Here is a 22,582-nt window from a genome sequence, read left to right as displayed (position 1 = left end):
TTCGGAAGGATGAATATTCATGACGAAACGTAGAGTAGTAGTAACAGGAATTGGGGCAGTTACTCCGCTTGGAAATGATATAGAAACAACTTGGTCTGGTATTAAAGAAGGTAAATCGGGTGTAGGAATGCTTACACGACTTGACGCAAGTCAGTTCCCAGCAAAAGTAGCAGCTGAAGTAAAAGACTTTGATATTGAGAAATATATTGAGAAAAAAGATGCACGTAAGATGGATCGCTTTACACACTATGCGCTTGCAGCATCTATCATGGCTGTAGAAGATGCTAATTTAACAATTACGGAGGAATTAGGCCTTCGAACTGGGGTTTGGATTGGTTCTGGTATTGGTGGTATGGAAACATACGAAGCACAGTTCCGTGTATTTTTAGAAAAAGGTGCTCGACGTGTTAGCCCGTTTTTTGTACCTATGATGATTCCGGATATGGCAGCAGGTCAAGTTTCAATTCATTTTGGAGCAAAAGCTGTTAATTCCTGTACTGTAACTGCGTGTGCATCGGGTACAAACTCCATTGGAGATGCATTTAAAGTTATAGAACGTGGAGATGCAGATGTAATGATAACAGGCGGTGCAGAATCCCCAATTACACATATGTCTGTAGCTGGATTTTGTTCAAACACGGCACTTACATTAAATACAGATCCACAAACTGCTTCTAGACCATTTGATGCAAACCGTGATGGATTTGTTATTGGTGAAGGTGCTGGGATTATCATTTTAGAAGAGTATGACCATGCAGTAGCACGCGGAGCAAAAATATATGCTGAAATTATTGGTTATGGATCAACTGGTGATGCACATCATATAACTGCTCCAGCGCCAGAAGGAGAAGGGGCAGCTCGTGCTATGCAACAAGCACTTGAAGATGCTGGAGTTACTCCTGAACAAGTTGATTATATTAATGCACATGGAACGAGTACACCATATAATGATCAATTCGAAACGATGGCTGTGAAATCTGTTTTCGGTGAACATGCATACAAATTAGCAATGAGTTCTACTAAATCTATGACAGGCCATTTGCTTGGGGCAGCTGGTGGGGTTGAAGCGATATTCACTGTGTTAGCTTTAAAAGAAGGAATATTGCCACCAACGATGAATTTAGAAACACCTGATCCAGAATGTGATTTAGACTATGTTCCAAATGAAGCTAGAGAAGCAAATATTCAATACGCAATGAGCAATTCTTTAGGCTTTGGTGGTCATAATGCATCTATACTTTTCAAAAAATAATTATTAAATTTAATAAAAATTTATAATAATAAATGGTTTTTATTTACAAAAAAATATCTAAAAAAGAGAGTATTTTCCAAGAAAAAATGGAAAATACTCTTTTTGTTTTGACTAAAGAAATTGCATTTGTTTCAACTGTTTAGCAGGTTGAATCATTAAAGTGAGCTCATTATTTTTACCAATTCCATGTCGAAATTTGTAGAATGTAACATTGCTATTTATTCTATTTAAAAATTTTTTACATTAATAAAATGTAATAAAAACTGTTGATAAGATTGAATTAGTAGATAATTTTACATTTTCAAAAAAGAGTAAATTAATGAAATAATTAAAAAAATGTATTGCGATTGTAACAAACCTGTAATAGAATTTACACTTAAGAGTTGAATTAACAGAAAAATTGAAATTTAGGGTTGTGTATACAGTTAAAAAATCCATTTCATTAGTTAACGAAAAATTCCATAGAATAAATCAGGAGCTAAAAGCAGAAGGTTGCCTACATCGAAAGGAGCTTAATGATAATTATGACTGGTGAACTTTTAAAGATTAATGACTTACACACTGGTTTTAGAATCAAAGATACATATTATGATGCAGTTGATGGCGTATCGATTACATTAAAGAAAAATGAGATTCTTGCAATTGTTGGAGAATCCGGATGTGGGAAAAGTACATTAGCAACATCGATTATAGGGCTTCATGACCACATAAAAACTAGAGTACAAGGTGAGATTAATTACAACGGAGTGAACCTAGCGACCCTTGATGAAGAACAATTTAATAAAGTAAGAGGCGAAGAGATAGGGATGATCTTCCAAGATCCATTATCAGCATTAAATCCTCTTATGCGAATTGGAGAACAAATTGAAGAAAGTTTAATATTTCATACAAAAATGACAAAAGAGGTTCGGGATAAACGAGTAATTGAATTACTTAACCAAGTAGGAATTCCTAACCCTGAGCGTGTTGCTAGACAATTTCCTCATCAGCTTTCTGGTGGAATGAGACAAAGGGTTATTATTGCAATTGCCATTTCATGTAAACCAAAAGTAATAATTGCCGATGAACCGACAACTGCATTAGATGTTACGATTCAAGCACAAATACTGGATCTTTTAAAAGATTTACAAGCAGAAACAGAAGCAGGAATTATTTTAATTACACATGATTTAGGTGTTGTAGCAGAAGTAGCCGATCGCGTTGCGGTTATGTATGCGGGTCAAATTATTGAAGAAGCACCTGTGCATGAATTATTCTCAAATCCACAACATCCGTACACAAGATCATTATTCAACTCTATACCGCAAATGAACAGTGAAAATGAAAGGCTGCAAGTTATTCAAGGAATGGTGCCATCTCTTATGAAACTTCCACGTAATGGATGTAGGTTTTCTGCACGAATCCCATGGATTCCAGCGATAGCTCATGAAGAAAATCCAACACTTCATGAAATTTCTCCAGGTCATTTAGTTAGATGTACTTGCTGGAAACACTTTCACTTTGAAGGTGAAGAGGGAGGTATAGCAAGATGAGCTTTATGAAAATCAATGATTTACAAGTCCATTATCCTATTAGAGGTGGATTTTTTAATACAGTAATAGACAATGTCTATGCAGTAGATGGGATCAACTTGGAATTTGAAAAAGGAAAAGCCTATGGATTAGTTGGTGAATCTGGTTGTGGTAAATCAACTACTGGTAAAGCGATTATTGGATTAGAGAAAATTACCTCCGGTGAGATTATATATGAGGGAGAGAACGTGACGCATAAGCGTCGAAGTCTAAATTCTTCCTATAATCGAGATATTCAAATGATATTTCAAGATGCACACTCTAGTTTAAATCCTAGGAAACGAGTTCAAGACATTATTGCGGAACCAATTCGAAATTTTTTGAAATTATCTCCAGATGAAGAAAAACGTAAAATCAACGAACTTCTAGCGATAGTTGGTATGAGTGAAGATGTGAAGTTAAAATATCCACATGAGTTTTCGGGAGGACAAAAGCAAAGAATCGGTATAGCGCGAGCGATCTCATGTAATCCAAAATTGATCATAGCAGATGAACCAGTTTCCGCCCTTGATCTTTCCGTGCAGGCTCAAGTTCTTAACTTTATGAAAGATATCCAACAGGAATTTGGACTTAGCTATTTGTTTATATCACATGACTTAGGTGTAGTGAAACATATGTGCGACCATATATCAATTATGTATAAAGGACGTTTTGTTGAGTCTGGAAATCGAAATGATATTTATAATAATCCTCAACATATTTATACAAAGCGTTTATTATCTGCCATACCAGATGTAAATCCAATAGGGCGAGACATACGAAAAAGAGAAAGAATTAAAGTTGAATCAGATTATGTTGTAAACCATAGAAGTTATTACGATGAAAATGGGAAAGTATATGATTTAAAACAATTAAACGAATCACATCAAGTAGCGATGAATGCTCATGAAAAGGGGGGCATTTAATATGTGGAAAACAATCGTAAGACGAGTACTAATCATGATTCCACAGTTACTAGTCTTAAGTTTATTAATATTTTTTATGGCAAAATTTATGCCTGGAGATCCCTTTACAGGAATGATTACACCAGATACAGATCCAGCTCGGATTGAGGAACTTCGCGAAAAAGCAGGTTTAAATGATCCATGGTACGTACAGTATACTACGTGGATTACCAATGCTGTACAAGGAGATCTTGGAAAAAGTTACACGTATAAAATTGGAGTTTCTACTTTAATAGGAGAACGGGCATTAAATACATTTTGGTTATCTTTAGTAAGTGTCATTTTGTTATATTTACTAGCTATTCCGTTAGGGGTTTTAGCTGGCCGTTACCAAGATACCTTTTTAGACAAAACGGTCGTATTGTATAGTTTTGTTACTTATGCGATTCCGACATTCGTTCTAGCATTAATCTTTTTATTTATTTTTGGCTATCAGCTTCACTGGTTTCCAACAGTAGGTAGTGTAGATATTAAATATGATACAGGGACCTTTGGATACTCTTGGAGTAAGCTTTATCACATGCTCTTACCTGCTATTACGACAGCGATACTAGGTACAACTAGTGTTATTCAATATTTACGTTCTGAAATTATTGACGCTAAGGCCTTGGATTATGTGCGTACTGCAAGAAGTAAGGGAATTCCGATAAGTAAAGTGTATTCTAGACATATTTTTAGAAATTCTTTACTTCCTATTGCAGCTTTCTTCGGATTCACAATTACCGGATTATTGGGTGGTTCGATTTTTATTGAAACAATCTTCGGTTATCCAGGCATGGGACAGTTGTTTATTTCATCTATTCAATCACGTGATTACAGTGTAATTACTGCGCTTGTTATGTTATACGGCTTCTTAACATTATTAGGTAGTCTACTGTCCGATATTATCATGAGTATTGTTGACCCAAGAATTAGGATAGAATAGGCGAATTATGTTAAGGAGAGGTGAATAATATGGAAAAATTAGCAGATGACAAATTAATAGAATTAAACTCTCCTCCAACAGGTATACAAGTGATTTTTAGAGAGTTTAAAAAAGATAAATTAGCAATGTTTTCACTGATATCACTCATCGTTGTAATTATCGGAGTTTTTATATGGGCTTGGCTTATTGACCAAGAAACTTTAATGCGTGTAAGCCTAAGAGATAAATATGCTGCACCAGGAGACAAATTCTTTTTAGGAGCTGACCAGGGCGGCAAAGATATTCTGGGACAGTTAGTTATTGGAGCTAGAAATAGTATTGCGATTGCTATCTCGATTACACTGATCACAGGTGTTATTGGAGTAATTATTGGTCTGGTATGTGGTTATTTCGGTGGCTGGATTGATAACATTTTTATGCGTATCATTGATTTCTTTATTACTATTCCTTCCTTAATGCTGATTATCGTTTTTGTTACGATTGTCCCTAAATACACAGTGACCGTGTTCATTCTGATCATGAGTATATTTTTGTGGACATCTACAGCTCGGCTAGTTCGAAGTAAAGCTCTTTCGGAGAGTAGGCGAGATTATGTAAACGCATCAAAAACAATGGGTACGCGAGGAGTCTTTATCATTTTTAAAGAAATCATGCCAAACCTAAGTTCCATATTAATTGTTGAATTAACTTTAAATTTTGCTGGTAATGTTGGTATAGAAACAGGATTATCATTTCTTGGATTTGGATTACCGCCACAAACACCAAGCTTAGGAACACTTGTAAGCTATGCAAATAATCCGCTTGTATTGCAAGAAAAATGGTGGGTTTGGTTACCTGCATCATTATTTATATTGTTAATGATGCTCGGAATCAACTATGTAGGTCAAGCATTACGCCGCTCAGCTGATGCGAAGCAACGACTAGGCTAAACCCAACCAAAATATGTAGTGGTATTAGACGTTTAACGTTTGATATATAAATTAAAGAGAATAAAAAGGAGGAAACAGAATGAATAAAAAGCTTTGGGCTTTACTTGCAGTTCTTTTAGCTTTCATGCTAGTCCTAGGTGCATGTAATCAGGATACAAAGGAAGGCTCTGAAGGTACAAAAACAGAAGACACTTCAAAAACTGAAGATGGTACAGAAGAAGATACAGAAGAAGGGGAAGAGCCAGCAGCTGAGGATTCAGCATTATTCCCATTAGACGTAACAAATGATGGAGATGCAGTTACAGGTGGTACACTAAAAGTTGCTATGGCTAAAGATGAGCCTTTCCAAGGTATATTCTCTTATGTATTATACGAGGATGCTTACGATGATGATATTATGAAATTCGCATCTAACTCACTTTTCGAAACAGACGGTGACTTTTTAATAACTGATGCAGGTATTGCAAGTATGACTGTAGATCAAGAAAACAACAAAGCTACAATAAAAATTCGCGAGGGTGTAAAATGGTCTGACGGGGAACCGCTTAAGATCGAGGATTTAATCCAACCCTACTTAATCATCGGACATAAAGATTATACTGGTGTACGTTATGACGTGGATTTCCAAAATATTATTGGTGCTGTTGAATACCATGATGGTAAAGCAGACACAATTTCGGGTCTAAAGAAAGTAGATGAAACAACATTAGAAATTTCATTTAATAAATTATCTCCTGCTATCTTTAGTGGTGGGGATGGACTTTGGGGTTACGCTGAGCCAAGCCATATTATTAAAGATATTCCAGTTGCAGAACTTGTAGAGAGTGATGCAGTTCGTAAAAATCCAGTTACTTTAGGTGCTTTCAAATTTGATAAAATTGTACCTGGAGAATCAGTACAATTTGTAGCAAATGAACACTTCTGGAAAGGTAAACCGAAATTAGACGGAGTTCTAGTGAAAATTGTACCAACAAGCTCAATTTCAGTAGCAATACAACAAGGTGAGTATGATATTGCTTCAAGTTTCAGTGCTTCAAAAATGGAAGAAATCAAAGACTTTGATAATATCGAAGTATTAGGTCGTCAAGAGCTTTACTATGCTTACCTTGGTTTCAAACTTGGTAAATACGATTTTGAAAATAGCACAGTAGTAACTGATATTGAAGGTTCTAAAATGGGAGATGTAAAATTACGTCAAGCAATGGGTTACGCAATCGATGTTGAACAAGTTGCAGAAGTATTTTATGGTGGATTACGTGAACGTGCGAACTCTTTAATCCCTCCAGTATTTGAATCATTCTATGATTCTTCTTTAGAAGGATATAAATACGATCCGGACAAAGCAAACGCATTGTTAGATGAAGCAGGATTCAAGGACACAAATGGCGATGGAATTCGCGAAGACAAAGCAGGTAAGCCATTAGAAATTAAATTTGCTACTATGGCTGGCGATGATATTGCAGAAGACATCACTCAATTTTACTTACAAAACTGGAAAGATGTTGGTTTAAACGTAACATTGACTACAGGTCGTACGATTGAGTTCAATAGCTTCTATGATAAAGTTGAGGCAGACGATCCAGAAATCGATATTTTTATGGCAGCATGGGGTACAGGTACAAACCCATCACCATCAGGATTATACTCAAAAACTGCTCAATATAACTTTAGCCGTTATTCTTCTGATTTCTTAGAAACAACGTTAACTAATATCGACTCACCAAAGGCATTCGATTCAGAATACCGCGCGAAAGAATTCCGTGCATGGCAAGAGTACATGGCTGAACAAGCGCCAGTTATTCCGACTATGTATCGTTATGAGTTAGTACCAGTTAACAAACGTGTGAAAAACTGGAGCATTGATTATACTAATGAATCTTTCAGTAATTTACAAGAGGTTGAACTAGTATCAGATACAGGTGTTAAATCTACAAAATAATTCTTGAAAAGCGTAGAAGGCTGCATACGAAATAATATAAAAAACCGTTCCTTAACGAAAGTTTAGGAACGGTTTTTCATATGGTTAAATAAGGAGTGATAAAAATTAGACTTTTACTTTTTTTAATCAGTTATGGAATAGCAATAATCACCTGTTCCAATTTAGTGCTCTATCTAAACTTTTTATCTCTAGGATACTCTTTCAGTTCTGTCATCATGTATATTTTCCAAACAAATGACTTTATCATTTTTTGCTTTTCGCTTATTTCCTTAACGGTTATCGTTTTCTACCAAGGCCCATTGCGGATTCCATCTTAGAAAGTGTTTCTCTTGCAAGCTTATTTGCTTTATCGGCCCCACGGTCTAAGATATCATCTAGTTCTGAAGAGTTTAATAACTCTTCGTAGCGGGCTTGAATTGGAGCAAAATGGTCGATGATGACTTGAGCAACTGATGCTTTAAAGTCTCCATATCCTTTACCATTATATTTTTGTACAAGCGATTCAATTGAAACATCAGTTAATGCGGATTCAATTGATAATAGGTTTGAAACGCCAGGTTTGTTTTCCGGGTCAAATGCAACAATTCCTTCAGAATCAGTCACAGAACTTTTTATTTTCTTTTCAATTTCTTTTGGTGTATCAAGAATACGAATGGTTGCTTTTTGATTTGGATCAGATTTACTCATTTTCTTTAATGGGTCTTGAAGTGACTTAATACGAGCTCCACTTTTCGGTAATTGTATTTCAGGGATAGTAAGAATTTCACCATATCGTTTGTTAAATCGTTCTGCCAAATCACGAGTTAATTCGACATGTTGTTTTTGGTCATCTCCAACTGGGACAATATTTGATTGATACAAAAGAATATCTGCAGCCATTAATGGTGGGTATGTTAATAACGCAGCTGATACAGCATCTTTTCCATCGGATTTATCTTTAAACTGTGTCATTCTTTCTAATTCACCAATATAGGAAATGCATTGCATAATCCAACCTGCTTGTGCATGTGCAGGGACTTCTGATTGTATGAATAATGTTGATTTTTCTGGATCGATCCCTACGGCAAGATACAATGCCGCAAGTGAACGGATATGTTTGTTTAATTCTTGTGGATCTTGGGCAACAGTGATCGCATGTTGATCGACGATACAAAATACACAATCATAATCATCTTGGAGTGCAATAAATTGTCTAAACGCACCAATGTAATTACCTAGAGTAATGGTTCCTGTTGGCTGCACACCTGAAAATAACTTTTTCATTTTCATCTTCCTCCTTAAAATAAAAAAACATCATACATCCCTAAAAAAAGGGACGAATGATGTATAATCCGTGGTACCACCCAGTTTGCTAAAAGTAAATTAGCCACTCTTCTTCGTAACGTGAAGGGGACGGTATATGCTACTTCAAGTTCACATATACTGCTCAGAAGCCCATTCCATTTGATGTACGTTCTGCTTTCACCAACCGCAGACTCTCTAAACATACAAGTCAAATATACTTTTCTTCGTCAAAGCATATTATAGTGTTTTGAACATTATAGTATAGAAGAAACTCAAAAATCAAGCTGAAAACTTAACTATAATAAACGAACAGAGCTATACACATACAGAATAAGCTAGACAATCCTAAAGCGATAATAGGCTTGTGTGGAAAGGAGAAAATTTCTGATGGTAACCGCATTTCACTGGCATGCTTTTTAAAATGTTTAGGAGTGAATACTTTCCTTGTGCTTTCTGTAAAGAAGTCAAAAAAACCTCCTGATACAACATATGTCAGAAATCCAAAAAACGTTATGGTTCCTCCAACATAGAAAGACATATTGGCATATGAAACTAGGTTTAATTTTCCATATACTATGATAATAAGAATGAAAATTAGGAGTTGTAATCCTAAAAAGTAAACAATTTTTGTCTTCATATTTCACCTCTACAAGATTTGATTATAGAAGATTTAATAGAATTAATCAAAATTTTAGAGAAATAGTTGTAAAAAACTCGCAAATCTTTTACCAAAGATTCACAATTGTTAGGACAATGTAATGATTTTGTTACAATAATGTAAAAAATTTTCCGAAAAACCTGTACAAGTCTTTCTGAAAATGTATAATAATTAATGTAATGAATTTTTTCTGACTATTTAAAGGAGGTTATTCTTTTGAAGAATAGCAAGTTTTTATGGCTTTTTAGCCTTCTGTTAGTTCTTAGTATTTTCCTTGCTGCTTGTGGCGACAAAGAAGAAGGTACTACTACAACTACAGAAAAAGAAGAAGATCCAGCAACAACAGAAGAAGTAGCTGTAGATGAAGAACAAGTACTTAACTTAATCATGACAGCAGAAATTCCAACAATGGATTCAGCTTTAGTAACTGATGCAGTTGGATTTGATCTTCTAAACAATGTAAATGAAGGTTTATATCGTTTGAATCAAGAAAACGTTGCTGTACCTGCCATTGCTGATGGCGAACCAACAGTATCTGAAGACGGCTTAGTTTATACGTTCAAATTACGTGATGCTAATTGGTCTGACGGCTCTCCAGTTACTGCAAATGACTTCGAATATTCATGGAAACGTGCTATGAACCCAGATACTGCATCTGAATATGGTCCATACATGATGGGTGGAGTTATTAAAAACGCTACTGAAATTTCAGAAGGAGCGGTTGAGTACACTGAATTAGGTGTTAAAGCTCTTGACGAAAAAACGTTAGAAGTAACTCTTGAAAAACCAACTCCTTATTTCTTATCACTTATGTCATTTGGAACATTCTTACCACAAAAAGAAGAGTTCGTTACATCGCAAGGTGAAAACTATGCGAAAAACTCAGAATCACTTTTATACAACGGTCCATTTACACTTGCTAACTGGGACGGAACAGGTTTATCTTGGCAATTACTTAAAAATGAGCAATACTGGGATAAAGATACTGTAAAACTTACTGAAATCAATTATGACGTAGTTAAAGAACCTGCTACTGCAGTTAACCTTTATACAAATGGTGAAAAAGATCGTGCAGGTCTTTCTGGAGAATATGCAATGCAATACGCTGCTGACCCAGAACTATTAAAAGAATCAGAAACTTCTGTGTTCTATTTCAAATACAATCAAGAACGTAATGGAGAAAAAACTCCACTTGCTAACGTAAATATTCGTGAAGCAATTACAAAAGCTTTCAACAAAGAAGATTTAGCTTCTGTTGTTTTAGCTAACGGTTCAGTTCCAGCTAACTATTTAGTACCTAAAGACTTTACTTTTGATGAAGATGGTAATGATTTCCGTGATGTAAACGGTGACATGGCTACATTTAATGTAGAAGAAGCTCAAGCAGCATGGGAAAAAGGTTTAGCAGAACTAGGTGTTAAAGAACTTTCTATCGAAATTCTTGGTGGAGACACTGAACTTTCTAAAAAAATGGATGAGTACTTCAAGTCTCAACTTGAAACTAATTTACCAGGTTTAACTGTTACTCTTAAAGAAGTTCCTTTTAACGTTCGTTTAGATCTTGATACAAACCAAGATTACGAGATTCAAGTTGCAGGATGGGGACCAGATTATCAAGATCCTTATACATTCATGAACTTGTGGTTAACTGGTGGCGGAAATAACAAAATGTCATACTCTAACCCAGAATATGATAAATTAGTAAACTCTGCTAACAACGAATTAGCTTTAGATGCAGCTGCTCGTTGGCAAGCATTGGCTGATGCTGAAAAACTTCTTATTGAAAAAGATTTCGGTATTGGACCAATTTACCAACGTGGATTAATGTTCCTTCAAAAACCATATGTTAAAGGTATAATTGCTCACCCATTCGGTGGAGACTATAGCTACAAATGGGCTTACATTGAAGGTAAAAACTAATAATCATCTAAGAATATTAGAGTGTTAAAAATCTCATAATTAGAGAGTATATGGTGTCCATTTGGATCATATACTCTCTTTTTAAATGAATCAGAATTAACCAAATATTTTATTATTTTTTTCGACTTTGACAATTACTAGTCTTTTCTGTTTATATATTAATAGATTAATCAAATCTATTAAAAATTATTTTATTTAGGAGGTGCTAAGATGGCCAAATATGTTTTTCGACGAGTGGTTTATGCCTTGATTACGTTTTTCTTGATTGCAACGGCAACGTTTTTCTTAATGAAGGCGCTTCCAGGTTCCCCGATTAGTTCTGCTTCAAAACTATCCCCTTCACAACTTGCGATAGTAGAAGCGAAATATGGATTAGATCAACCAGTAGCAGTCCAGTACGGTAAATACATGCTAAACTTAGCTAAAGGTGATTTAGGTAACTCTTTCCAATTCAAAAATGCAAGTGTCACTGACTTAATAACAAATCGTTTAGGACCATCTTTTATTCTTGGTTCACAAGGTTTAATATTAGGTGTTGCTATTGGAATAATGTTAGGTATGATTGCTGCATTACGACAAAATACAATTTGGGATTACGGTAGTACATTAATAGCTATTATCGGGATCTCTATTCCATCTTTCGTTTTTGCGACTTTTCTTCAGTATTGGTTAGGTGTAAAATGGGAAATATTCCCTGTAGCTTTATGGAAAGATGGTTGGATGTCGAGTGTACTTCCTTCAATAGCTCTAGCTATGGGACCACTTGCAACAGCTTCTCGTTTCATCCGAACTGAAATGATTGAGGTATTAAGTTCGGATTATATAACTCTAGCTAAATCTAAAGGTGCTAGTGGTTTTGAAATTGCTTTTAAGCATGCTTTTAGAAATGCATTAATTCCACTTGTAACAGTATTAGGACCATTAGCTGCAGGACTACTTACAGGTTCTCTTGTTATTGAACAAATATTTGCCATTCCAGGTATTGGTGAGCAATTTGTTAAGTCTATTATGTCCAATGACTTCTCTATTATAATGGGGACAACGTTGTTCTTCTCTGCGTTCTTAATTGTCGTAATATTCATAGTAGATATTCTATATGGAATTATTGATCCACGAATTCGTTTATCAGGAGGTAATAAATAATGACTCAAGATTTAAAAAACCTACCTGCTGATGCTTTTGATAGGGTTCATCTTGATAGTACCCATGCTGAGCGAATTTCTAAACCTAGTGTTAGTTTTTGGCAAGATGCTTGGTTGAGATTACGCAAAAATAAAGCTGCGATTGTTAGTATTTTTATTTTGGTATTTATCATTATCATGTCTTTTGTTGGGCCAATGATTAGTCCACATGATGCCGAAACTCAAACAATTACACATGCGAACTTACCACCTAAAGTTCCAGGGCTTGAAAAACTAGGGATATTTGACGGTGTTGGTACTCTAGCAGGTAAAGAAGTAGATTTATATGAAATGAAAAAAGTAGATACGTACTATTGGTTTGGTACAGATGGTCTTGGGCGCGATTCTTTTTCTCGTGTATGGGAAGGGACACAAATTTCGTTATTCATAGCATTTGTTGCCGCTTTGATTGATGTTGTAATTGGTGTTGCTTACGGTGGTATCTCCGGATATTATGGTGGTCGTATAGATGATGTTATGCAACGATTTGTGGAAATCCTAATTGGTATTCCAAGTTTAGTAATTATCATCTTAATGCTTCTGTTCATGGAACCTGGTGTAACAGCGATCATTATCGCTATTACTTTAACAGGATGGACCGGAATGTCTCGTATCGTACGTGGTCAAGTTTTAAAATTCAAAAACCAGGAATTTGTCCTTGCATCCCGAACTCTAGGTGCAACCAATGGTAGAATTATTACCAAGCATATATTACCTAATATTATGGGTGTAATTATTATTAATACGATGTTTACTATTCCAACTGCCATTTTCTTTGAAGCCTTTTTAAGCTTTATAGGTTTAGGTTTACAACCTCCTGAAGCATCTTTGGGGACACTAATAAATGACGGTTACAAGTTAATTAAATTCCAACCACATATTTTATTGTACCCTGCGTTAATTTTAAGCTTACTGATGGTAGCATTTAACTTATTGGGTGATGGTTTACGTGATGCGTTTGATCCGAAGATGAAAGACTAAAAGGAGGAAAGCCGAGATGGATAAAATATTAGAAGTAAAAGACTTAGAGCTTTCCTTCCATACTTTTGCAGGAGAAGTTAAAGCTATTCGAGGCGTTAATTTCGACTTATTAAAAGGGGAAACTCTTGCAATCGTTGGAGAGTCTGGTTCTGGAAAGTCAGTTACAACAAAAGCAATTATGCGCTTATTACCTGAACATAGTTCAGAATTTAAAAATGGTCAAATTCTTTTTAACGGGAAAGACTTAACTAAATTAACGGATAAAGAAATGCAGAAGATTCGCGGGAAAGATATTTCAATGATCTTCCAAGATCCTATGACTTCTTTGAATCCTACTATGACAATAGGCAAACAAATTATGGAGCCTATTTTGAAACATCAAAAAGTTAGTAAGACCGAGGCTCGTAAAATTGCGGTAGACTTGTTACGTTTAGTAGGAATGCCGAAACCTGAGGCACGTATTAAACAGTATCCTCATCAATTTTCTGGAGGACAACGTCAACGTATTGTTATTGCAATAGCTTTGGCATGTAATCCACAAATACTTATTGCAGATGAGCCTACAACTGCACTTGACGTTACCATTCAAGCGCAAATTTTGGAGTTAATGAAAGATCTTCAGAAGAAAATTGACACATCAATTATATTCATTACACATGATTTAGGAGTTGTAGCGAACGTAGCAGATAGAGTGGCAGTTATGTACGGTGGACGAATTGTAGAGATTGGGACGGTTGATGAACTTTTCTATAATCCACAGCATCCATATACATGGGGACTATTAAGTTCGATGCCTTCTCTAGATGTGACGGAAGAAAAACTGTATGCAATTCCAGGAACTCCTCCGGATTTATTGTATCCCCCAAAAGGAGATGCCTTTGCATTACGTAGTGACTATGCATTGAAAATCGATTTAGAAGAAGCGCCACCATTCTTTAAAGTAAGTGATACACATTATGCAGCAACTTGGTTATTACACCCAGACGCGCCTCAAGTAGAACCACCTGTATCAATTGTGGAGCGAATGAAAAAATTCCCGGGAAGCCGCTATTATAATGGAACTGAAGGAGGTACTTACTAATGGCTGAAAAATTACTAGAAATTAAAAATTTAAAGCAATATTTCAATCCAGGTAAGCCAAACGAAGTTCGAGCGGTAGATGATATAAGCTTTGATATTTATAAAGGTGAAACACTAGGTCTTGTTGGAGAATCGGGTTGTGGAAAATCTACAACAGGTCGTACTATTATTCGTCTTTACGATGCAACAGATGGCGAAGTAATTTATGATGGTGTAAATGTTCACGATAAAAAATCTAAACAAGATTTAAAAATATTTAATCGCAAAATGCAAATGATTTTCCAAGACCCTTATGCTTCATTAAATCCACGTATGAAAGTATTGGATATTATTGCAGAAGGTTTAGATATTCATGGTCTAGTGAAAAATCCAAAAGAACGTAAAGAACGCGTAGTGGAATTATTAGAGACAGTAGGTTTAAATCGTGAACATGCTGATCGCTATGCACATGAGTTTTCTGGTGGTCAACGTCAACGTTTAGGAATTGCAAGAGCACTTGCAGTAAATCCTGAGTTTATTATTGCCGATGAGCCTATCTCAGCTCTTGATGTTTCTATTCAAGCGCAGGTTGTTAACTTATTAAAGGAATTGCAAAAAGAAAAAGGATTGACGTATTTGTTTATAGCCCATGACTTATCGATGGTTAAATACATTTCAGACAGAATTGGTGTAATGTATTTTGGTAAACTGGTCGAGCTAGCTCCTGCGGAGGATTTATATAACAATCCTCTACATCCATATACTCAATCTTTATTATCCGCTATTCCGCTTCCGGATCCTGATTATGAACGCACTCGTGTTCGTAAATCATATGATCCTTCTTCTCATAACTATCAAGACGGAGAAGAAGTAGCTATGCGTGAAATTACACCTGGGCATTTTGTTTATTGCTCAGAAAAAGAATATGTGGCATTAAAGGCAGCTGCAAGCGCACGTTTATAGTTTGTTTAAACGGTCATTCTAATTGGAATGGCCGTTTTTTATTATATATATTCTTTCAATCTATAAGTACTACTGATAGAATGAATAAATAAAGCAGAAAGGAAGTCTATAACATATGAAGAATTCTTTAAGATTGTTAACAACATTTGGCATTGCAACTACACTTATTATTCCTACTTCTGTGTCAGCCGAAGGCAATTTGTTCTCGGAAAGCTTTTCACCTAAAGAATATAGCTTTCAAGCAATTGACGAGTCTCTCGTTTCCACTTCCAAGTTATTCATATATGATTCTGGGCTTAAATTTGCATATCCAGATGCAGTAAGAGGGGTATATGTGACTGGTCATTCCGCAGGAGGCTCTAGATTTAACGATTTAGTAAAACTGATGGACTCCACTGAACTAAACGCTATGGTAATAGATATAAAAGATGACTTTGGAAATTTAACATACATACCAAAGGAGGATTCATCTTTAGCAAAATATGAAATTGGCAAACCATACATAAAGGACCCTCAAGCAATGTTGAAAACAATGGAAGAGAAACAAATTTATCCGATTGCTCGAGTAGTAGTTTTTAAAGATACAGAGCTTGCTGAAATGAAACCAGAATGGTCGTTTGTGGAAGGAGATTCTGTGTGGAAAAATGGAAGAGGTGAAGCATTCGTTAATCCATTTTTACAAGAAGTATGGGATCATAACGTCCAAATCGCAATTGAAGCTGCTAAAATGGGTTTTAAAGAAATTCAATTCGACTACGTACGTTTCCCCGAGGGATTTGAAAAAAGAGATAGCACGCTCAAATACAACATGGGGGACTATGAAACTTCAGAGCTTGATCCTGTTCAAAGACGAGTACAAGCCGTTACAGATTTTGTTGCCTATGCTAAGGAAAAATTGGAACCTTACGGAGCACAAGTATCTGTAGATATTTTTGGTTATTCTGCAACACTTCCGGAAGCACCAGGCATTGGACAAAACTTTTCTAAAATATCGGCAAACGTAGATGTCATTTCATCTATGATATATCCAAGTCATTGGACATCTTATTTCGGGATTGCTAAACCAGATCTCGAACCTTATCGATTAGTTCAGGAATATGCTAAGGTAGAGAATGCTAAATTGGGAGAACTGGAAAATCCACCAGTATCACGACCTTGGCTACAGGATTTTACTGCTTCTTATTTAGGTGCTGGCAATTATCAAACGTATGGTAAGGAAGAAGTAGAAGCACAAATTAAAGCGTTAAATGAAGCAGGTATTAAAGAATTTTTACTTTGGAATGCTGGCAATAAGTATTCTCCAGGGGTGGATTACACACCAAATTGAAGCATTTATGAAGAAACATAAGATGAAAATCTTGTGTTTTTTTTATTTTTTGAAACCTTTTTTCATCAAAAACGTACTATTAAGTATAACAGGCATTTTCAATATGACTTTTCTAATTGAGAATAATATAAAAAATATTTTTAAGTAGGTTTAAATAAGAAAAGAGATGGGTATAAGGTAAACATAGAGTAATTTGTCCTTTAATAGCAAGAAGAGCTTATATTTTCAACGAATTTGTGTCTACGTATATAAATAGTAAAAAAATTTTTATAAACATATTTTAATTAATATAAAATTGGTGTATACTTTAAAAGTAAAGTTCTTACATTAAACTAATTATAATCTACTTCATATAACACAATCACTAATTGAAAGGAAGTGTTTTTATTGATGGTTACATTATTTACTTCACCAAGTTGTACTTCTTGTAGAAAAGCAAAAGCATGGTTAGAAGAGCATGATATTCCTTATACAGAGCGTAACATTTTTTCTGAACCACTTAGCATAAGTGAAATAAAAGAGATTTTACGAATGACAGAGGATGGGACTGATGAAATTATCTCAACTCGTTCTAAAATATTCCAAAAATTAAATGTTGATGTGGAAAGCTTACCACTTCAACGTCTATATGAGTTAATTCAAGAGTATCCTGGATTATTACGCCGTCCAATCATTTTAGATGAAAAACGATTACAAGTTGGATACAACGAAGACGAAATTCGTCGATTTTTGCCGAGAAAAGTTCGAGCGTATCAATTGCTAGAAGCTCAACGACTTGTAAACTAATAGCAATGTGTATTATTTTAAGATAATAATCATTTATCTTAGTAACTTAATTCTAATTATAAAATGAACAGACGCTAGACAATTTAGGCATTTGCCTGAAAATTGTCTTGCGTTTTTATTTTAGTACTTGCATTGTTACCTAAATTTTCTTACAATGCAGATAGTCTACTTATTATTATGAAAAGGTGAGCATGAATCCTTTTCTTTTTTTATTAAACAACATACAATAGTAGTAGACATTGCAGCAAGAAACGGTCAGAAGCGAAAGGAGATGTGTTAAATGGATATCGAGCGTATCAATGATAACACTTTCAAAGTATACATTTCATACATCGACATTGAAGAAAGAGGCTTCAGCCGAGATGAAATATGGTTTAACAAAGATAAGAGCGAGCAGCTTTTTTGGGAGATGATGGATGAGGTTCATGATGATGATCATTTTGACGATTTAGATGGTCCATTATGGATTCAAGTTCATGCGATGGAAAAAGGTTTGGAAGTAATTGTTACTCGAACGGAAATGACTAAAGGAAATGACCGATCAGAATCAAGTTTTGAATTGGAAGATCAATCAGGAAAAATTTTCAAAAACGGTGTATCAAGTTCTATAGGTCCCCATGAGTTTGAAGACTTTCCAAACTATATGGACGATTTAGAAGAATTACCATCAGATTATACGTTTGTATTTGAAAATTTTGATGACTTGCTCCCTCTGGCTAAAAAAATGGATAAAAAAATAACCCAGTCATCGTTATATTATTATGAAGATAAATATTACTTGAATGTACACTTTAACTTTGATATGAATGAACTGGTATCTATTCTGGATACGCTAAGTGTTATATCAGAATTTGCTAATAAAACAAATAAAACAATTCATATAATTCAAGAATACGGGAAAGAAATAATAGCAAACGATGCATTTCAAGAACTAAACAAACATTTTTAAACCTTCTGTAATAGAAGGTTTTTTTTTATTTGAGAACTATTTTCTACTAAAGTTTGTACAATACAAAATATTGTATGGACTTGACTTTTTATCTGAATATTCGTAACTTTGAGTAAGGAGGTGTTTAAATTTCTTACCGCAATTACAAAACATGGAAAGATTTTTGTGCCAGCGCACTATACAAAAGAACATCTATCGGAATGTAAGAAGCATACAACTTTTTATTGTCTACAATGCAGAGAAGAAGTCATATTAAAAAATGGACAAATTAATATCCCGCATTTTGCTCACAGAAGTAGTTCGGATTGTGTCAGCTCATTTTCTGAAGGAGAAACCGAAGATCATCTAAACGGTAAACTTCAATTGTTTTCATTTTTTCAACAGAAAAAAGTACAAGCTTATTTAGAGGGATATATACCTTCAATTAAACAGAGACCTGATATATTAATCAAAGACAAGAGGCAGTCCATCGCTATTGAATTTCAATGTAGTCAAATACCTACCTCTCTTGTAATTGATCGGTCAAAAGGCTATAAGAAACAATCCATAACACCATTATGGATACTAAGAACTCCCCCTATCACTGAGCTCCCTATTAATGACATTGGTATCATGAAGTTATCCGCATTTAAAAAACACTTCTTTGTTAGATATCCTACTGATGGAAAAACCATTATCACCTACTGTCCCCGTACAAAACAATTTCAATATATTTCAAATATGCTTCATATTAAAGCAAATACTTATATTATCAAAACGAAAAAATTATCTATAAACGATCAAACATGGCCATTTGCGGTTTTAAAGCGCATATCAATGGAAGAATTTCAAAAATATCTTTATCTATATCAAAACCATAGGTTCAAGCATATTAATCACTTGTATTACTATAATAGAAGAGGAATCCAATCTGCCTTTTTACAAGTATGTTATAGATGGAGAATATCTCCATTAAAACTCCCGTTGTTTATTGGAATTCCAACTGCCTATGCAGAAGTATTTGGTGTCCATGCAGTGGAATGGCAAATTCAACTTCTTGATTATTTAAAAGAAATAAATGTACCAATTGACTCTGCCAACGTTTCGCATGCTAAGGAATTTATTCGAATCCGACCAATTGGACTAGCGGGAGATGAACAAAAGCTACTAGCGGTAAAAGCTTATATAAATATTTTAAATGAAAGTATGCTTAAAATTGGGGAAGATGGTTATGATGGTCATATCAATTTTCCTAAAATGGTTAAACTATTGTACAGTGATTTTCTTGCATATTAACTAGAAAATTGAGAAAATAAAAAGTGATTCGAAATTCGAAGCAAATGGAAGGGGAGTTCATCATGACTGCAGTAACAAAGAACAAAATCTTATCACGAGAAGAAGTTGATGAGCATTTAACATGGAAATTAGAAGATATTTTTGCTTCTAATGATGTATGGGAAAAGGAGTTCAAGGAAGTTTCAGAGCTATCTAAAAAAGCAGCTTCATACAAAGGAACCATTAATAATGGAGCAGACGCACTATTAGCTGTTTTAAAATATAGAGATGAACTAACGGAACGTTTACGCAAACTATATACGTATGCACATATGCGTCATGATCAAGATACAGCAAATAGCACTTATCAAGCAATGGAGAGCCGTATCAAATCCCTTTTTGTAAAGGTTTCCACTGAATTGTCTTTCTTAGTTCCTGAAATATTATCTATAGATGAAGCAATCATTTCGAGTTATTTATCACAGAATAATGACTTGAAATTATACAACCAGTTGTTAGAAGAAATTAATAAGGAACGCCCTCATGTTCTTTCACAAGAACAAGAAGCACTCCTTGCTCAATATTCCGAAATAGCTGGTGCATCTGCCGATACATTTGGTAAATTAAATAATGCTGATTTAGAATTTCCATTTATAAAAGATGAAGATGGTAATGAAATACAACTTACACACGGCAGATATACTCGCTTATTAGAAAGTGAAGATGGAAGAGTACGCGAGGATGCATTCAAAGCGATGTATGACACCTATGGTAAGTTTCGTAATACTTTTGCCTCCACTTTAAGTGGTAATGTGAAAGGGGACAATGTAAACGCAAAGATTAGAAATTATGCGTCTGCTCGTGAAGCTGTAATGTCCCAAAATCATATTCCGGAAAGTGTATACGATAATTTAGTAGGTACGATCAATAAAAATGTGCATTTACTTCATAAGTATGTAGGATTACGGAAGAAAGTGTTAGGTGTAGATGAACTTCATATGTGGGATTTATATACACCACTTGTTAAAGAGGTAGATATGGAGTATACGTATGAAGAAGCATGCAATACAATGCTAAAGAGCTTTGAACCACTAGGGGAAGAGTATGTATCCCTAGTGAAAAAAGGATTGGAAAATCGTTGGGTAGACGTTGTAGAAACGAAGGGAAAACGGTCAGGAGCATATTCTTCGGGTTCGTATGGAACAAATCCATATATATTAATGAACTGGCAAAATAACGTGAATAATTTATTCACGTTAGCACATGAGTTTGGACATAGTATACACAGTTATTATACTCGAGCAAATCAACCATATGTTTATGGAGATTATTCTATATTCGTTGCAGAGGTTGCATCAACAAGTAATGAAGCATTGTTAAATGATTACTTGTTGAAAACAATTGAAGATCCTAAAAAACGTATATATTTATTAAATCATTGGTTAGAAGGTTTCCGTGGGACAGTTTTCCGTCAAACAATGTTTGCTGAATTTGAGCATATCATTCACAAACTAGATCAAGACGGAGAAGCCCTTACTGCAGATAAGCTGACAGAGGAATATTACAATTTAAACAAAAAGTATTTTGGTGATGAAATTATTATTGATGAGCAAATTGGACTAGAATGGGCACGCATTCCACATTTCTACTACAATTATTATGTGTATCAATATGCAACAGGATTAAGTGCTGCTACTGCGCTTAGCAATCAAATACTGACAGAGGGCAAGCCAGCAGTTGATCGCTATATTAATGAATTTTTAAAAGCTGGATGCTCAGATTATCCAATTGAAGTGTTGAAAAAGGCTGGGGTAGATATGAATACTGCCGCTCCAATTGAGGAAGCATGTCGTGTATTCGAAGAAAAACTAAATGAACTAGAGCAGCTGCTTTTAGGAGAATAAGATCGAAAGACTGACATCTTTTATGTCGGTCTTTTTTTTTATAATTAGTCCATTTTTAATGTAGAAAAGATGTTAAACAGACAGATAGTAATTTATCCGGGTACAAAGTTTATTATCCGATCATATTTACGTTTATCCGGACACAATTTTTTCTATCCGGTCAGAAAAAATGCTTATTCGGCCGAAACGGACGGCTTGTCTCAATAATCGGTTGGTTCGGTTAGATAATCGGATGATTTGTCTCAATAATCGGTTGGTTCGCCTAGATAATTGGATGGTTTGTCTCAATAATCGGTTGGTCCACGTATACAATCAGATGGTTCAGCAAGAATGTTAATAAATAATACTGAAAAACTGAATTTGGCATACTTCTTTCATTGAATTGTATCTATTTAATCGATTGTTATCTGATCTGATGGTCATCTTTCAGAAGTTATCAGGATGTGCGCCAAACACGCCACTGGAATGAGCAGAATGGAGTCTCGTAAAGTAATGAGGGATTGGACGAAGGAGCGACTTATCCTGCGGGGCGGATGCGTACTGTGCAGCAAGCGCACATCCGTGTATTTGGCAGGTGCTGGTTGTGATGACCAATGCGGATAAAGGTATTGATTAAGTAATTAATAAAGTAATTAATAAAGGTTAGACGTCCTATGTATGACGATTTTGTGAAAAGAGTATCTAATATATTGTATTTTTAAAAATGACATGTTAAAGTAAGAGTGTGAAATAAATCACAAGATAACATACACCCCT

General features: G+C 35.0%; 18 protein-coding genes and 1 other annotated feature. Of the genes, 16 read left to right on the top strand and 2 right to left on the bottom strand.

From position 1 onward, the window contains the following. The first annotated feature begins 19 nt into the window (after positions 1–19). The 6 genes from fabF to AM499_RS10925 all read left to right on the top strand — a co-directional run bounded on the left by fabF (position 20) and on the right by AM499_RS10925 (position 7,560). Entirely contained in the window at positions 20–1,252 is a 1,233-nt protein-coding gene (fabF, locus tag AM499_RS10950; protein WP_053590251.1) for a beta-ketoacyl-ACP synthase II, read from the top strand. Between the two features lie 524 nt (positions 1,253–1,776). After that, positions 1,777–2,784 (top strand): ABC transporter ATP-binding protein, encoded by a 1,008-nt coding sequence (locus AM499_RS10945; protein ID WP_269432290.1) that lies wholly within the window; start codon positions 1,777–1,779, stop codon positions 2,782–2,784. Next, the gene (locus AM499_RS10940) at positions 2,781–3,728 is read left to right on the top strand and encodes an ATP-binding cassette domain-containing protein (protein WP_053590249.1); all 948 of its coding nucleotides are present in this window, start codon (positions 2,781–2,783) and stop codon (positions 3,726–3,728) included. The genes AM499_RS10945 and AM499_RS10940 overlap by 4 nt, the downstream gene beginning before the upstream one ends. Before the next feature lies 1 nt (position 3,729). Further along, on the top strand, positions 3,730–4,692 hold the full coding sequence (gene opp4B, locus AM499_RS10935) for an oligopeptide ABC transporter permease (protein WP_053590248.1): 963 nt from the start codon (positions 3,730–3,732) through the stop codon (positions 4,690–4,692). A 29-nt stretch (positions 4,693–4,721) separates the two neighbouring features. Next, entirely contained in the window at positions 4,722–5,621 is a 900-nt protein-coding gene (locus AM499_RS10930) for an ABC transporter permease (protein ID WP_053590247.1), read from the top strand. A gap of 79 nt (positions 5,622–5,700) precedes the next feature. Next, complete coding sequence (locus AM499_RS10925) at positions 5,701–7,560, top strand: oligopeptide ABC transporter substrate-binding protein (RefSeq protein WP_053590246.1); 1,860 nt, start codon at positions 5,701–5,703, stop codon at positions 7,558–7,560. 276 nt (positions 7,561–7,836) lie between these two features. On the opposite strand, the gene trpS is transcribed toward AM499_RS10925, so the two are convergent. Together trpS and AM499_RS10915 are read right to left on the bottom strand one after the other, a co-directional pair. Further along, complete coding sequence (trpS, locus tag AM499_RS10920; protein WP_053590245.1) at positions 7,837–8,823, bottom strand: tryptophan--tRNA ligase; 987 nt, start codon at positions 8,821–8,823, stop codon at positions 7,837–7,839. A 45-nt stretch (positions 8,824–8,868) separates the two neighbouring features. Next, positions 8,869–9,084: a binding site (T-box leader), on the bottom strand. 52 nt (positions 9,085–9,136) lie between these two features. Next, positions 9,137–9,382 (bottom strand): DUF3899 domain-containing protein, encoded by a 246-nt coding sequence (locus AM499_RS10915; RefSeq protein WP_231687572.1) that lies wholly within the window; start codon positions 9,380–9,382, stop codon positions 9,137–9,139. Between the two features lie 336 nt (positions 9,383–9,718). Between AM499_RS10915 and AM499_RS10910 the strand changes: the two genes are divergently transcribed. The 10 genes from AM499_RS10910 (at position 9,719) to pepF (ending at position 21,826) form a co-directional block, all read left to right on the top strand. Next, positions 9,719–11,422 carry a peptide ABC transporter substrate-binding protein gene (locus AM499_RS10910; protein WP_053590243.1) on the top strand — a complete coding sequence of 568 codons (1,704 nt, stop codon included), beginning with the start codon at positions 9,719–9,721 and terminating at the stop codon, positions 11,420–11,422. 210 nt (positions 11,423–11,632) lie between these two features. Next, positions 11,633–12,565 carry an oligopeptide ABC transporter permease gene (gene opp3b, locus AM499_RS10905; protein ID WP_053590242.1) on the top strand — a complete coding sequence of 311 codons (933 nt, stop codon included), beginning with the start codon at positions 11,633–11,635 and terminating at the stop codon, positions 12,563–12,565. After that, positions 12,565–13,584 carry an oligopeptide ABC transporter permease gene (gene opp3C, locus AM499_RS10900; RefSeq protein WP_053590241.1) on the top strand — a complete coding sequence of 340 codons (1,020 nt, stop codon included), beginning with the start codon at positions 12,565–12,567 and terminating at the stop codon, positions 13,582–13,584. Before opp3b ends, opp3C begins: the two co-directional genes overlap by 1 nt. Positions 13,585–13,600: 16 nt before the next feature. Continuing rightward, on the top strand, positions 13,601–14,665 hold the full coding sequence (locus tag AM499_RS10895) for an ABC transporter ATP-binding protein (protein WP_053590240.1): 1,065 nt from the start codon (positions 13,601–13,603) through the stop codon (positions 14,663–14,665). Continuing rightward, the gene (locus tag AM499_RS10890; protein WP_053590239.1) at positions 14,665–15,606 is read left to right on the top strand and encodes an ABC transporter ATP-binding protein; all 942 of its coding nucleotides are present in this window, start codon (positions 14,665–14,667) and stop codon (positions 15,604–15,606) included. Before AM499_RS10895 ends, AM499_RS10890 begins: the two co-directional genes overlap by 1 nt. A 115-nt stretch (positions 15,607–15,721) precedes the next feature. Beyond that, entirely contained in the window at positions 15,722–16,933 is a 1,212-nt protein-coding gene (locus AM499_RS10885; RefSeq protein ID WP_053590238.1) for a putative glycoside hydrolase, read from the top strand. Positions 16,934–17,323: 390 nt separating this feature from the next. Next, positions 17,324–17,719: a transcriptional regulator SpxA gene (gene spxA / locus AM499_RS10880; RefSeq protein ID WP_053590237.1), complete on the top strand. Its 396-nt coding sequence runs from the start codon at positions 17,324–17,326 to the stop codon at positions 17,717–17,719. A 280-nt stretch (positions 17,720–17,999) separates the two neighbouring features. Continuing rightward, positions 18,000–18,668, top strand: a complete 669-nt coding sequence (mecA, locus tag AM499_RS10875; RefSeq protein ID WP_053590236.1) for an adaptor protein MecA — start codon at positions 18,000–18,002, stop codon at positions 18,666–18,668. A gap of 120 nt (positions 18,669–18,788) precedes the next feature. Beyond that, complete coding sequence (locus AM499_RS10870) at positions 18,789–19,943, top strand: competence protein CoiA (protein WP_053590235.1); 1,155 nt, start codon at positions 18,789–18,791, stop codon at positions 19,941–19,943. 62 nt (positions 19,944–20,005) lie between these two features. Continuing rightward, positions 20,006–21,826 (top strand): oligoendopeptidase F, encoded by a 1,821-nt coding sequence (gene pepF / locus AM499_RS10865; RefSeq protein ID WP_053590234.1) that lies wholly within the window; start codon positions 20,006–20,008, stop codon positions 21,824–21,826. Positions 21,827–22,582: the final 756 nt, after the last annotated feature.

Source organism: Bacillus sp. FJAT-22090, assembly GCF_001278755.1.
Classification (GTDB): Bacteria; Bacillota; Bacilli; order Bacillales_A; family Planococcaceae; genus Psychrobacillus.
The sequence above is the reverse complement of the archived record's forward strand: the minus strand, read 5'-3'. Positions and strand labels throughout refer to the sequence as shown.

What these genes read in the sequence shown, in the direction of transcription:
- fabF (WP_053590251.1), top strand. Translation starts at nt 20, where the DNA reads ATGACGAAACGTAGAGTAGTAGTAACAGGAATTGGGGCAGTTACTCCG.
- AM499_RS10945 (WP_269432290.1), top strand. Translation starts at nt 1,777, where the DNA reads ATGACTGGTGAACTTTTAAAGATTAATGACTTACACACTGGTTTTAGA.
- AM499_RS10940 (WP_053590249.1), top strand. Translation starts at nt 2,781, where the DNA reads ATGAGCTTTATGAAAATCAATGATTTACAAGTCCATTATCCTATTAGA.
- opp4B (WP_053590248.1), top strand. Translation starts at nt 3,730, where the DNA reads ATGTGGAAAACAATCGTAAGACGAGTACTAATCATGATTCCACAGTTA.
- AM499_RS10930 (WP_053590247.1), top strand. Translation starts at nt 4,722, where the DNA reads ATGGAAAAATTAGCAGATGACAAATTAATAGAATTAAACTCTCCTCCA.
- AM499_RS10925 (WP_053590246.1), top strand. Translation starts at nt 5,701, where the DNA reads ATGAATAAAAAGCTTTGGGCTTTACTTGCAGTTCTTTTAGCTTTCATG.
- trpS (WP_053590245.1), bottom strand. Translation starts at nt 8,823, where the DNA reads ATGAAAAAGTTATTTTCAGGTGTGCAGCCAACAGGAACCATTACTCTA.
- AM499_RS10915 (WP_231687572.1), bottom strand. Translation starts at nt 9,382, where the DNA reads ATGTCTTTCTATGTTGGAGGAACCATAACGTTTTTTGGATTTCTGACA.
- opp3b (WP_053590242.1), top strand. Translation starts at nt 11,633, where the DNA reads ATGGCCAAATATGTTTTTCGACGAGTGGTTTATGCCTTGATTACGTTT.
- opp3C (WP_053590241.1), top strand. Translation starts at nt 12,565, where the DNA reads ATGACTCAAGATTTAAAAAACCTACCTGCTGATGCTTTTGATAGGGTT.
- AM499_RS10895 (WP_053590240.1), top strand. Translation starts at nt 13,601, where the DNA reads ATGGATAAAATATTAGAAGTAAAAGACTTAGAGCTTTCCTTCCATACT.
- AM499_RS10890 (WP_053590239.1), top strand. Translation starts at nt 14,665, where the DNA reads ATGGCTGAAAAATTACTAGAAATTAAAAATTTAAAGCAATATTTCAAT.
- AM499_RS10885 (WP_053590238.1), top strand. Translation starts at nt 15,722, where the DNA reads ATGAAGAATTCTTTAAGATTGTTAACAACATTTGGCATTGCAACTACA.
- spxA (WP_053590237.1), top strand. Translation starts at nt 17,324, where the DNA reads ATGGTTACATTATTTACTTCACCAAGTTGTACTTCTTGTAGAAAAGCA.
- mecA (WP_053590236.1), top strand. Translation starts at nt 18,000, where the DNA reads ATGGATATCGAGCGTATCAATGATAACACTTTCAAAGTATACATTTCA.
- pepF (WP_053590234.1), top strand. Translation starts at nt 20,006, where the DNA reads ATGACTGCAGTAACAAAGAACAAAATCTTATCACGAGAAGAAGTTGAT.